The sequence below is a fragment of the Paraherbaspirillum soli genome, assembly GCF_042654985.1.
In the GTDB taxonomy this organism is placed as follows: Bacteria; Pseudomonadota; Gammaproteobacteria; order Burkholderiales; family Burkholderiaceae_D; genus Paraherbaspirillum; species Paraherbaspirillum soli.
In genome coordinates this window covers 128,928-140,768 of record NZ_JBHSMT010000030.1, presented here as the reverse complement: position 1 = coordinate 140,768, position 11,841 = coordinate 128,928, and the positions used below count along the sequence as shown (strand labels likewise).

General features: G+C 50.6%; 16 protein-coding genes. 14 read left to right on the top strand and 2 right to left on the bottom strand.

Annotation, left to right across the window (positions count from 1 at the left end; translation table 11 throughout):
* Positions 1–140: 140 nt before the first annotated feature.
* Positions 141–485 carry a hypothetical protein gene (locus ACFPM8_RS20670; protein ID WP_379000531.1) on the top strand — a complete coding sequence of 115 codons (345 nt, stop codon included), beginning with the start codon at positions 141–143 and terminating at the stop codon, positions 483–485.
* Between the two features lie 144 nt (positions 486–629).
* On the opposite strand, the gene ACFPM8_RS20665 is transcribed toward ACFPM8_RS20670, so the two are convergent.
* Positions 630–1,115 (bottom strand): hypothetical protein, encoded by a 486-nt coding sequence (locus tag ACFPM8_RS20665; RefSeq protein WP_379000529.1) that lies wholly within the window; start codon positions 1,113–1,115, stop codon positions 630–632.
* A 22-nt stretch (positions 1,116–1,137) separates the two neighbouring features.
* On the opposite strand from ACFPM8_RS20665, the gene ACFPM8_RS20660 reads away from it, so the two are divergent.
* The 8 genes from ACFPM8_RS20660 to ACFPM8_RS20625 all read left to right on the top strand — a co-directional run bounded on the left by ACFPM8_RS20660 (position 1,138) and on the right by ACFPM8_RS20625 (position 8,686).
* The gene (locus ACFPM8_RS20660) at positions 1,138–5,295 is read left to right on the top strand and encodes a hemagglutinin repeat-containing protein (RefSeq protein WP_379000527.1); all 4,158 of its coding nucleotides are present in this window, start codon (positions 1,138–1,140) and stop codon (positions 5,293–5,295) included.
* Positions 5,292–5,696 carry a DUF6911 family protein gene (locus ACFPM8_RS20655; protein WP_379000524.1) on the top strand — a complete coding sequence of 135 codons (405 nt, stop codon included), beginning with the start codon at positions 5,292–5,294 and terminating at the stop codon, positions 5,694–5,696. The genes ACFPM8_RS20660 and ACFPM8_RS20655 overlap by 4 nt, the downstream gene beginning before the upstream one ends.
* Positions 5,697–5,735: 39 nt before the next feature.
* Positions 5,736–6,056 (top strand): hypothetical protein, encoded by a 321-nt coding sequence (locus ACFPM8_RS20650; protein WP_379000521.1) that lies wholly within the window; start codon positions 5,736–5,738, stop codon positions 6,054–6,056.
* A 218-nt stretch (positions 6,057–6,274) separates the two neighbouring features.
* Complete coding sequence (locus ACFPM8_RS20645) at positions 6,275–6,625, top strand: hypothetical protein (RefSeq protein ID WP_379000519.1); 351 nt, start codon at positions 6,275–6,277, stop codon at positions 6,623–6,625.
* Positions 6,626–6,685: 60 nt separating this feature from the next.
* Positions 6,686–7,063, top strand: a complete 378-nt coding sequence (locus ACFPM8_RS20640; RefSeq protein ID WP_379000518.1) for a hypothetical protein — start codon at positions 6,686–6,688, stop codon at positions 7,061–7,063.
* Positions 7,064–7,283: 220 nt separating this feature from the next.
* Complete coding sequence (locus tag ACFPM8_RS20635; RefSeq protein WP_379000516.1) at positions 7,284–7,787, top strand: hemagglutinin repeat-containing protein; 504 nt, start codon at positions 7,284–7,286, stop codon at positions 7,785–7,787.
* 38 nt (positions 7,788–7,825) lie between these two features.
* Positions 7,826–8,218 (top strand): hypothetical protein, encoded by a 393-nt coding sequence (locus tag ACFPM8_RS20630; protein WP_379000514.1) that lies wholly within the window; start codon positions 7,826–7,828, stop codon positions 8,216–8,218.
* A 30-nt stretch (positions 8,219–8,248) separates the two neighbouring features.
* Positions 8,249–8,686 carry a hypothetical protein gene (locus tag ACFPM8_RS20625; protein WP_379000512.1) on the top strand — a complete coding sequence of 146 codons (438 nt, stop codon included), beginning with the start codon at positions 8,249–8,251 and terminating at the stop codon, positions 8,684–8,686.
* Here the strand turns inward: ACFPM8_RS20625 and ACFPM8_RS20620 are convergent.
* On the bottom strand, positions 8,679–8,918 hold the full coding sequence (locus ACFPM8_RS20620) for a hypothetical protein (RefSeq protein ID WP_379000511.1): 240 nt from the start codon (positions 8,916–8,918) through the stop codon (positions 8,679–8,681). The genes ACFPM8_RS20625 and ACFPM8_RS20620 overlap by 8 nt on opposite strands.
* Positions 8,919–8,962: 44 nt before the next feature.
* On the opposite strand from ACFPM8_RS20620, the gene ACFPM8_RS20615 reads away from it, so the two are divergent.
* The 5 genes from ACFPM8_RS20615 (at position 8,963) to ACFPM8_RS20595 (ending at position 11,662) form a co-directional block, all read left to right on the top strand.
* The gene (locus ACFPM8_RS20615; RefSeq protein ID WP_379000510.1) at positions 8,963–9,094 is read left to right on the top strand and encodes a hypothetical protein; all 132 of its coding nucleotides are present in this window, start codon (positions 8,963–8,965) and stop codon (positions 9,092–9,094) included.
* Positions 9,095–9,096: 2 nt separating this feature from the next.
* A complete protein-coding gene (locus tag ACFPM8_RS20610) occupies positions 9,097–9,483 on the top strand; it encodes a hypothetical protein (protein WP_379000508.1) in 387 nt (128 codons plus the stop codon).
* A gap of 39 nt (positions 9,484–9,522) precedes the next feature.
* Positions 9,523–9,867, top strand: coding sequence for a hypothetical protein (locus ACFPM8_RS20605; protein WP_379000506.1), 345 nt, complete (start codon positions 9,523–9,525; stop codon positions 9,865–9,867).
* 234 nt (positions 9,868–10,101) lie between these two features.
* Positions 10,102–10,503 carry a hypothetical protein gene (locus ACFPM8_RS20600; RefSeq protein ID WP_379000504.1) on the top strand — a complete coding sequence of 134 codons (402 nt, stop codon included), beginning with the start codon at positions 10,102–10,104 and terminating at the stop codon, positions 10,501–10,503.
* A 286-nt stretch (positions 10,504–10,789) separates the two neighbouring features.
* Entirely contained in the window at positions 10,790–11,662 is an 873-nt protein-coding gene (locus ACFPM8_RS20595) for a DUF1444 family protein (RefSeq protein WP_379000502.1), read from the top strand.
* Positions 11,663–11,841: the final 179 nt, after the last annotated feature.

Sequence of the window (11,841 nt, the reverse complement as noted above, 5' to 3'; positions counted from 1 at the left end):
GGGGCTGAACGACAAGAGCCGGATGAATCGAGAGGTTCACGTCCGGTTCTGTGAGAGCCTGAAGGGGAGGTTCCTTTGGGCGACTCGATCTCCCGTTTAGAAGCGGGAAGCGGTGTTTTTTATCGCCAATCGGAGGTCACATGACTACCAGCAATAAGAAATCCCCGCAGTCTCCACCCATCCCAGCAAAAGCAGATCTCCAACCATTCTCCTGGTTGGACAAAGACCTGCGCACCGATCCAGCAGCGCATTTCATCGAGCTTTCGCTGGACATGAGCCAAGGCATTCGCAAGTGCCTGGCGGCGCTGCATGCCAACGCACTGGCCCAAGAGCACGGCGACCCCGCCTGTCCGCCGCCGCTGAACGCGTACGATATCGACGTGATGTTCCGCTGGGCGCTGGCTTCTGCCGACGTGTTGGTAGAAAAAGCCCAAGCCAGCGTTGATTACCTGAACGCGTGGAAAGCCAGACAGCGCAAAGCCTAGGCGCTGACCGCCAACGGTGCTAAAAGCGTCGGCGTTGCCCCAAATAGGGGCGATGCCGACGCTCTGAGCGTCGATGGCGATGCTAAATGCATCGGAAGCGCCCTAAATTGAGGCGCTGCTGATGCTGAAAGAGTCGGCGTTGCCTCAAATTAGGGCGTAATTGGTGCTCAAAGAGTCAACGTCGATGCTCAAAGAGTCTGTCGCGCCCCAAATTGGGGCGTTGTCGATGCTAAGAGGGGCGACATCGAACTTTGGAAGCAGGGCCGCGAACTTCGGAAGCGGGACATCGAACTTCGGAAGCAGGACATCGAGCTTCGGAAGCAGGGCATCGAGCTTCGGAAGCAGGGCATCGAACTTCGGAAGCAGGGCATCGAACTTCGGAAGCAGGGCATCGAACTTCGGAAGCAGGACATCGAACTTCGGAAGCAGGACATCGAACTTCGGAAGCAGGACATCGAACTTCGGAAGCAGGACATCGAACTTCGGAAGCAGGGCATCGAACTTCAGAAGCAGGACAGCGAACTTCAGAAGCAGGACAGCGAACTTCAGAAGCAGGACAGCGAACTTCGGAAGTAGGGAGCGACAAGAAGGTGACACGCGCAGCGTCGGATTCGGTAAATCCAGTGGCAACAGTCAGCACAGCGAGGACACCGTGACCCAACACGGCTCCAGCGTCGCCTCGCAGAACGGCAGCACGCGGATCCAGGCCGGCCAGCAATTGCGCGTGGTCGCCTCCGACCTCGGCGCCGGCAAGGACCTGACGCTGATCGGCCAAAGCGTTGATCTGAGCGCCGCACAAAACACCAGCGTCGAACATGGCGCGCAGCAATCCAGTTCGAGCGGATTCTCGGTCGGGGCGACGCTGAACCCTCTCGCTGCCTTCAAGGACGCCTATCAACAAAGCGCCAGCAACAACAAGAGCACCAGCTTCCTGGGCCGTAGCAGCAAGCATGCCGATGCGATGGCCGATGGCTCGCTGGCGGCGATGACGCCGGTGGTGGTGCAAGCCGGCTCGCGCAGCGCCAGCGGCAACCAGGACCACGCCAGCAGCAGCGCCCAGGTCAGCACGCTCACGGCCGGCAACAAGCTGACGATCCTGGCCACCGGCGGCAGCATCACCAGCCAGGGCGCCAGCATCAGCGCCGAAGGCGATGCGCTGCTGATCGCTCGCGACAACATCAACCTGGATGTCGCGCACACCCTGGAAAGCCAGGGTCAAACCAACTCCAGCAAAGGCTGGAGCATGGACAACCGCGGTAGTTTGCCGATGGGGGTGTTCCACGGCCAAGGCAATGGCGACGGCACGACCGACACCGTCCGCGGCACCAGCCTGTCGGTGGGCGGCAAGGCATCGCTGGCGACGACCACCGGCGACATCACGCTGACGGCCAGCAATCTGGCGGTCAATGGCGACTTGAACATCAGCGCCGCTAAAAACCTGACGATCCAAAGCGGCCAGAACACGTTCGACAACGCCAACCAGAGCAACAACCAGGCGATCGGCAAAGTCGTGATCTCGGACACCGAGCGCTTTGCCGGCTACCACACCGAGAAGAGCCATGACAACGATCTCGGCGTCACCCAGGTCGGCACTAACGTCGCCAGCCTGCAAGGCAATGTCAACCTCAGCGCCGGCGACAAATACACGCAGAGCGCCAGCACCGTGCTGGCCAAGAACGATATCGACATCGTCGCCAAATCGATAGACCTGACCACCGCCGCCAGCACCGGCAGCAACGAGCAAAGCAGCGCCAGTCTCAAAGTGGGCGCGTTTGCCAGAATCAGTTCGCCGCTGATCGACCTGGCCAACAATATCGAGAACGCGAAGAAATCCGACGGCCGCCTGCAAGCGATGCAAGGCTTGGCGGCGGCATCGAACGCCTATCAAGCGGTCAGTGCCGCCACCGGCATGAGCGGGGCGTTGATCAAGGGCGAAGTTGGGATCGGCTTTGCCAGCGCCAACAGCCAGGATCGGGGCAGCAGCAGCCAGGCGCAGGGCAGCACGATCCAGGGCGGCGGCAACGTCAACTTGACTAGCACCGACGGCGATATCCACGCCACCGGCGCATCTATCGCGGCCGGTAAAACCTTGACGCTGGACTCGGCCAAAAACATCCTGCTCGATGCCGGCCAGAGCAGCGCCGCGATCAGCGGCAGCAACCACAACGCCGGGGTCGAAGTCGGCGTCGGCTATTCGATCGGCGCGCAAACCGGCGTGTACGCCTATATCTCGGCCAACGTCGGCAACGGCAATTACAACAACAGCGCGACGACCAACAGCAACACGCATTTGAGCGGCGACACCGTCAGCCTGCAATCTAAGGGCGACACCACGTTAAAAGGCGCGGATGTCAAAGCCGACACGATCAACGCCAACGTCGGCGGCCGACTTGCGATCGAATCGGTGCAAGATGTGCTGACCCAGCACAACGAACAGAGCAGTATCGGCGGCCGAGTCCAGGTCTCCATCGGCACCGCGTGGGAAGCCTCGGGTAGCTTGTCGCAATCGACTGCCAACGGCACCAGCCATGTGGTCAATCAACAGTCGGGTCTGTTTGCAGGCAACGGCGGCTATCACGTCACGGCCGATACGGTGGACTTGAAAGGCGGCGCGATTGTCAGCAGCAATGCCGACAAGTCGGAGTTGACGGCCAAGGCGATCAGCGTCGAGAACATTGCGAACCGGATGGAGTACGCCGCCAACTCGGTGAGCGTGTCGGGCGGCTTTAGCGTTGGCGGCGGCGACGCACAAACCAGCAGCGGCGCCAGCAACCCCAACTTCACCCCCGGCTTGGCGTTGCAAGACAAGGGCAGCGCCAGCTCGACCACTTACGGCACACTGACTGACGGCCGCATCAACATCGGCGGTCAACACCTGACCAGTGCCGCTGGCCTGGGCGCGCACACCGATCTGGCTACCGCCAATACCGCGATTGCGCGCCTGCCGGACCTGAAAAACGTGATGAACAATCAGCAGGCGATGGCAGCAGCGGCCAACACCGTGATTGCGACCGCCACGCAAATCGCCGGCGATATGGGCAAGCTAGCGCAGCTGAAAGGGGAACAAGCGAAGGCAGAGTTCGACGATGCCAATGGCAACGTAGCGCAGGCGCAAAAGGACCTGGATGCTCTGAACAAAGACAGCACGCCAGAGCAAAGAGAGAAAGCCCAGCAAGCCGTCACGCTTGCCACCCAACAGCGCGACAACGCGCAGCAAGCCGTCAGCGATGCCCAAGCCGCGGAGAAAAACTGGGGACCGACCGGCGACTACACCCGTGCAATGAAAGTCGTGACCGGGGTCTTGGTCGGCGGCGGCGTCGGTCAAGGCGTGGGTCAGATTGCCGCGAACGCCGGCGCGCCGTATGCGGCGGAGGCGATTGGCGATTATTTCTCGCAGCCCGGACATGACAACCAGACCGCGCAACTGCTCAGCCATGCGGTGCTGGGAGCGGTGCTCGCCGTCGCCAATGGCAGCAGTGCCGCAGCCGGGGCTGGTGCGGGTGCCTCCGGCGAACTTGCCGCACAAGTATTGAGCCGCGAGCTGTATCCGCAAGCTTACGATGCCGATGGCAGCTTCCATCCGGATCGGTTAAGCCCCAACCAGATACAAACCGTGGTTGCGTTGTCGGCCGGCGTTGGCGCGTTGGTGGCGGGAGCGACCGGCGGCTCGATGCTGGATGCCAGTGTCGGGGGGAGTATTGCGGCGAATGCGGTGACGAACAATCGGATGTTGCATACCGTAGATCGGTCGACCGCCAAGACGCTGGCCGCCAAGGGCCGCTATAGCGAGCAAGAAATTCGCGACGCGCTGCGGTATAGCGGCTTGAAAGATCAGAATGGCAATGTGATTATTCCGGCCGGTACGGTAGAAACCTATGTCAATGGCAGACCAATCAATCCGACATCAGATTTGTCGTTGGCGGATAACCAGCGGCAAAACGCGCCGTTTGGGGTGGATAGAATCGATTCCACGACGACGATGGAACGTTTGCCAACGGCGCCACCATCGCAAGACTTGATGGATTTTATTGTTGCGCAGACCGGCGGCAAGAACAGTCCTTATTTCTTCAGCGCACCGAAGCAAACCCAAACCAGCTACAGTAGCGACCTGCCAGCGGCGCCGCAAGGAACGCATCGGGTATCCACCACGGTCAACGGATATGCTTACTTCCCGTTAGCCGCCGATTGCCCGGCGGCCAGTTGCACCAATGGTGATCCGATTGCTTATGCGATTGCCGATCCGGGGACGAAGGCTTATCAGGAGGCGCTGGCTCATCAAAATGAGAGGACTTTTAATATTGTCACCGGCTTCCTCGGAGTTGCGGGGGAGGCGGCTGCGGCAGCGAAGGCATTCATGGGACTGGCTGATGCTGGTGCGGTGGCTAAGGGGGCTGGAGGGGCCGTCGTTGCGGCAGAAGGAAAAATTGGCGATGCAGTTTTCAACGACGTCAACCAGACGGCTCGTCCTGCTGCACAAGCCAACGTAAATGAGCCAACGCTTATTGCTGATCGTGTAACTGCAAAGGCGGAGGCTACCGGTAAACCTCTTCCTAATGGGAATATGGCGGATGCACACGCTGAGATCGGTGTAATTCAACAGGCATATAACGCAGGCAAGACTCAAGGGACAGATATGGTTATGAACGTTACGGGCAAAGACGTATGTGGATATTGCAAAGGCGATATAGCAGCTGCAGCGGAACAGGCCGGACTGAAGTCTCTAACTGTTCAAGCAAAAGATGAAGTAACTGGGATGCCAAAGACGTACTACTGGACGCAAGGAATGCGGTCGATTAAGGAGAAACGATGAATATGGAATTTGGAGGATACATTAATGATGTTGGCGCACAGCGAAATCAACTGCCAGTTATATTTAACCCTGACGATTTGGCGATTGAAAAGACTGTGGCTGCTGTTTGTGGGGAGGCAGGGGTCGTCAGTATGCGGTGTCGGCCTGCTCCTGAAATTGGTCCTTACGAGCTAACGTTGTATGTTGAAAACGGGCAATTTTTGCTGATGCTTAGTGAAAATGAAGAAGATGGAGAGCACAACGTTAGAACCCCAATAGATAACAATGTGGTAGCTGATTTTGTCATCATTTTTGGCGAAAAATATCCTGCTAAAGCGATTACACGTGATATCGAATTTGTTTGCATGACCTTTAAAGAATTCGCTCACACAGGGAATGTTTCTGAAGGGCTGTTGCGTTAGAAAAGTACGCGTAGAAAAGCGACACCGACGCTTCGAGTTATGAACAATGTATTAAGGCCAATATCACTTGCTCAGGCAAAAGCGATTGCCGAGCAACATGCTTTTGTAAATTTGGAAAGCTTCGGAGTGACGCATTCGCAATTACTAAAAGCCGAATCGCTAGAAGCTGAATGCTGTTGGATGTTTTTTAGGAACGAGCACATCGATGTACCACCCGAAGCAATGCTTGGAATTAAGTGGGCATATGTTGTTAGCAAGAAAGGAACTTACGGTATGGTGCAAGATTTCTCTGATAATCATGAAAAACTTCTCGCCTATCTACAAACGATGTCAGATTATTTTAAAAGAAGAGGTGAATGAAGCTGTAGCACGTAATTGCTAACGCTCGTTTTTCATTGCAAGGCGACGCGATTTCTAGTAGCAATGCCGATAAAAGTCATTCAAGACCATTTATCTAAATCTGATTTTGTGTTTGTTGGTTTATTGGTATCAATTTAAGAAAGCCAGATGATATTATTGGATTATGTGAAGGGTTTTCCAAAGTCACAGTAAGATAAAATTATTATTGTGAGGTAATAATGAGTTACATAATTATCGGATTAATTGATACTACTCTCCCCAGTTTAGAGGAAAATTTATCTGGAGATAGTACAAACAGTACTGCATGGGATGCATTTGGTGACATGCTCAATGAAGTATTAAAGGATCACTGTGCAATACTCGAAAGTATAAAAAGCGAGGAATGGATATATCAGAAAATATATTCTTTTATAGCGCTCAGCGGCCAAGATTTTAATGTGGCAATCAAAGCAATTCATGATTATGTTATTGAGTTAGATAATCCAACTGATTGGCAAAAATGGGGTGAAAATGTATGGAAAGAGGTGGTTGAGCCTTTAGTAGTTAAAGATCATAGATACTTGCCTTAAAAACGAGGGAATTTCAGAGTGTAAAGTGGATGCCTGGACTTTTGTTTCCAAGGGCAAAAAATGGATAGTACAATAATTATTGATGTTTTAAGAAATGAACTGCTTTCTGCCGAAAATATTTTGAACGCAGAATATTCATTTGAAAAGGCTGAGCCAAGTTATCTGAGATGTCTTGAGATTGTTAAAAATGCTCCGGAAATGCGGCCGCAATTCGCTGACCTTCTGACTTCACTCTTCAATGCTGGAGAGATAAGTGATGAGCCTGTCGCGTTTCTCATGCACGCACTGCGATGGCTCGAAATACGCGAATGGGCTGAATATAATTTGCGTCAGATACCCAATGCGATTGCGAGAGGTAGGCCGTTCGAAAAAGTGATTGAGGCATTCAGTGACGACTGGGAGAATCAAGAGTTCTATCAGTTGTTCTCTAAGAAATGACACCTTAGTTATGGAATTTGGAGGATACATTAATGATGTTGGCGCACAGCGAAATCAACTGCCAGTTATATTTAACCCTGACGATTTGGCGATTGAAAAGACTGTGGCTGCTGTTTGTGGGGAGGCAGGGGTCGTCAGTATGCGGTGTCGGCCTGCTCCTGAAATTGGTCCTTACGAGCTAACCGCATCTGGATGCCCGAGAACGCAAGCCGAAGGACTAATGCCGCATTGGGCAGCTAGGCAGTGCTGTGGCGGCGTAGCGGTAACGCGCTGCCACAGCACGCGGATCCAGGCTGGACAGCAATTGCGCGTGGTCGCCTCGGACCTCGGCGCCGGCAAGGACCTGACGCTGATCTGCCAAAGCGTCGACCTCAGCGCCGCGCAGAACACCAGCGTCGAACACGGCGCGCAGCAATCCAGTTCGAGCGGATTCTCGGTACGGGCGACGTTCAACCCGCTGTCGGCCTTCAGGAGCGCCTATCAACAAAGCGCCAGCAACAACAAGAGCACCAGTTTCCTCGGCCGGAGCAGCAAACATGCCGACGCGATGGCCGACGGCTCGCTGGCGGCGATGACGCCGGTGGTGGTGCAAGCCGCCTCGCGCAGCGCCAGCGGCAACCAGGACCACGCCAGCAGCAGCGCCCAGGTCAGCACGCTCACTGCCGGCAACAAGCTGACGATCCTGGCCACCGGAAACACCGCCTATTTATTGAATATAACTTGAAGTCATTTTTGAATTATTAGGGAAAATAAAAGAAAATCATGAAGAAATATTTCTTTGCCTTAGCAGCTATTACATTTTCAACTTCAGCTTTTTCTGCTCCTGAATGCAAACAAGAAAAAATTGAAAATTCAAATATTGAAATGTGTTTAATTCGTGGGGAATCTTTTCAGCACGACATTTATATGTTGAAAGCAGACAAAGTCGTTATATTTGCATTGACTGATGACTACGTTGAAAATATATCTTTAGAACATACTATTCCTGATGGTCTAGCAATCGAATTCCCACTATCTAAGCAAGGTGGAAAAAATGTAAAAATAACCGGTGGATGTGTTCCCGAAATCAAAGACGATGCGGAGATTGCAAGAGTTTGTAATTTTTACTGGGGAAAGTATCCGGTCGTCAAAGATGTACGTTTTGAGTTCCAATAAAATTTGAGAATATTATTTATCTAGAAAAATATGAAGAACAAAATTATAGCAGCCGCTCTTATCGCAGTATCTGTTCCTTGCTTTGCATTTAATTGTTTTGATTCAGCAGAGTATAAGGATAGTTTAAGTATAGCAAAAGAAGCGAATGGTGAAACCGGTCGCCAAATCGGTATTGCGGTGGAGTTCTTAAAGGAAAATAAGGGCATTGATTTTAATCAGGCTCTTAAAGAAGTCACTCAGCTACCGCCCACTCCTGAAACAGTTGCATATGACAATGCGCTCAAAGAAGTGAGCAGGAAAATTCAAATAATGAAACCACAATCAGCGGAAGAGTGTACCGATCTCATAAAACTACAAAGAGAATATGAAGCTATCGGGAAAAATAAGATTCAATTTATTGTCAATGAAGTACTTGGACAGCAAATAGAGAAATCTGACTCGGCAGATAAAACAGACCTTATTAAATGAAATAATATAGGTATTTAGTACCCCACTTGGCTTCCTGGGCCGCAGCAACAAACATGCCGACGCGATGGCCGACGGCTCGCTGGCGGCGATGACGCCGGTGTTGGTGCAAGCCGGCTCGCGCAGCACCAGCGGCAACCAGGACCACGCCAGCAGCGCCGAAGGCGATGCGCTGCTGATCGCCCGCGACAACATCAACCTGGATGTCGCGCATACCCTGGAAAGCCAGGGCCAAACAATATCGTTACCGAACGTCCGGCCTGCCCAAGTTGCTTGGGTGTGGTCGATCAATTCAAAGTTAAATATCCCAACATCGATGTCAAGGTATTTGATAATAATGGTGTGATGTTAAGCAGGCCCGGTGGATTTGCTACTCCGGCGTTCAATCCCAATAAAGTAAGAGGTCGCTAAAGATGTATGATTTTTTTAAAGATGTGTTTCCGGATGGTGAACGCATACCCTACAAACTTATGCGTTGGTGGTTCTTGGATTGCTATTACACATACTGCCGGAGCAAGATTCATCACCATTCAGAATGGTCGAAAAATGAGCATGAAATTGCTTATGCATATGAACAACAAGAATTCGCTTATTTCAATCCAACGGAACAAATAATGTTGGAGGTTTTGTTCTTGATTTTTAATGCCGGCCGGGGTCCTGAGACAGTCGACCCCTATCATCGAGGGAAAATCGCTAAGATTTTGGAAGCGCATGACCTTAACGAAATGCTTGTAGCGTTACCAGAAGACGAGAGACTCGAATTTAAGTCTGATTTGCAGCTATTAAAAATTCTTTCGTGAATAATGTGACACTTCCCCCGCCAAAGAAAGGACCGTGAAATGAGAGAACGTGTAACTTACTCGGAGATTAGAAATAGATTTTTAGAAATCTATTTCGTGGGTTGTCGTGATCATGGGTTTTCAGGTTGGAGTTCGGAACTAGTAACAACATGGGTCTATAGCCCTGAATTTGATGGCACTTACTATTTGCCTATTGAGCAATTAATGCTTGAGGTCGTGGCTCTCGTTCTGACAGGGGGATGGTACCCCACTCAGGTTTCTTTTCATCGGTCGGAGATCATGCGTCTGTTGTCAGCGAATAAACTGGAATCGATGATCAAAGAGGTGCCACAGGATGAAGCTGAAGAGTTTCTTAATGACCTAAAGATTCTTAAAATAATTTAATTTTACCGAGCCAAAAGACCGATCATTCGTGGCGCGATAAATATTCCTAGAGAATCACAATGACAGCGATGGTCAACGGTTATCCAACAGAGTATGAGTTGCGTAATCGGATTAGAGTTTCTCCGCACGCATAAATCGTAGCGTTGACTCGGATGCGAAAATTCTGAAGAGCATTGTGGTGCTCGTAAATTGATTGCGGAGGGAAGGCTGTACGACCGACAAAGGGAAGTTGATATGTCACTAACGTTTAATTTGGAAGCAGATCAACAGCTAACACGAGAAGTTGTCATTGCAGTCTTAAAGGCAAGTGGCGTGAATTGTATCGTTGAGGAAGAGTGGGGTCTAAGCTGCAATTTTCCGCGCTCAAATATGCTTTTTGCTTTTAGAAATAATAATAATTCTTTCCCTACTGAAGTACTTGCAGAAGGTATTTCTAGTCCCGCCTTATGGAAGGTAGGGGCGCGATTATCATTTACATATGTGGTGGCTAACTACGATGACTGCGGCGCTGACTTACATCTATTCTTAAATAATTTGATGGAGTTGAATTCTGCTTATTTCATATTGTCGTTTCAGTACGAAGGTGTGTACGCAATACGAGATGAAAAAGGATTTAAAATTTTTGAAAAATTTTAAATAAGTAAAAAATAATATTATTGTTGGCAAGATAGTGTGAAAAGATAACGTCGTTTGATATTGCAAACTTCAACAAAGGTGGCTGACTTAGGACATCGATATGAAAATAATATCCACCAACATAGACCAAGCTGTGCGCATTGCTGAAGCGGAAGGGAATTCATTAGACTGTATTTATTTATCTCGGGTGATGTGTACTGGTAATTTAAATTTTTGATTTTTAATGACTTAAAGATATGTATAACGAGACGAGGCTGATCCCATACATTGTTCTTATGGAAATTCTATGAAGCGACTATTTTCTGTACTTTTCTCCTTGGTCACCTCGTTGGCTTTTGCTGCATCAATGACAGAAGATGAATTCACTCAACAATTCACAAGACAAGCGAAAGCAGCGTTAAAAGAAGTTCAATTCAACATTGTTCGTCCCTTGCAGATCAACTCAAAAGACGTAAATGGGTATGAGTTAACCGTATTCCTCGATAACGCCTACGCCCAGTACATGTCCAGCCCGGCCAAACTGCAATTCATCATCGAAAGCCAGATTAATTCCATAAAGTCGCAGCGCCAAGTGCTCGCCTCGAAGGCTGTTAACTCAATTTTCGCAGTAGTAAAACCTGCCGATTATCTCGCAACCGTCAAAAAGCAACTTTCACAAGCCGGCCTGGGCGACAAAGAGATTCCGCTTGTTTTTGACAAAATCAACGACGATTTATATGTGTTCTATGTCTTCGATACCGAGAGCGGAATGCGGATGATCACAAAGAAAGATTTGGCAGAAAACCGGATAGATGAGAAAACAATTCGTTTGGTTGCCACTCAGAATTTGGCGGCATATTTCGAGAAGAAAGGCGTTAACATTCGTCGCCTTGATCAGGCTGGAAGTGCAAAGGTCTACATGGTGTCTTTGGATGAAAACTACGAAGCATCAGTGATTTTGCTCAATAAATATTGGAACAAAAAGACCTTTGATGTTTCAGGAAGCCTGGTCGCGTTTGTGCCAGCCCGCAATGTAGTTGTCGTTACCGGATCTGGCGAAAGCGAAGGCTTGCGTATCGCCGCATATCTTGCCAATACCGGCTACAAGGAACTTGGTTACGCCATCAGCCCCAAGGGTTTTCTATATGAGGCTGGTAGCTGGAAGTCGTATGACTTCTAACAATTACTAAGATCAAGTTAAAAGCAAGTTTGAAAAAAGCGATTTAAGAACAAGACGTTGCACTAGTTGCGCATGGGGAGGTCTGCTTCAGCGTCGATGATCGCGTTCATCAAGACCTCGTGCTCAACAAGCGGATACGGTGTTCTCGACGCGCGCTGCGTTTAGCGGCGATAGTAAAC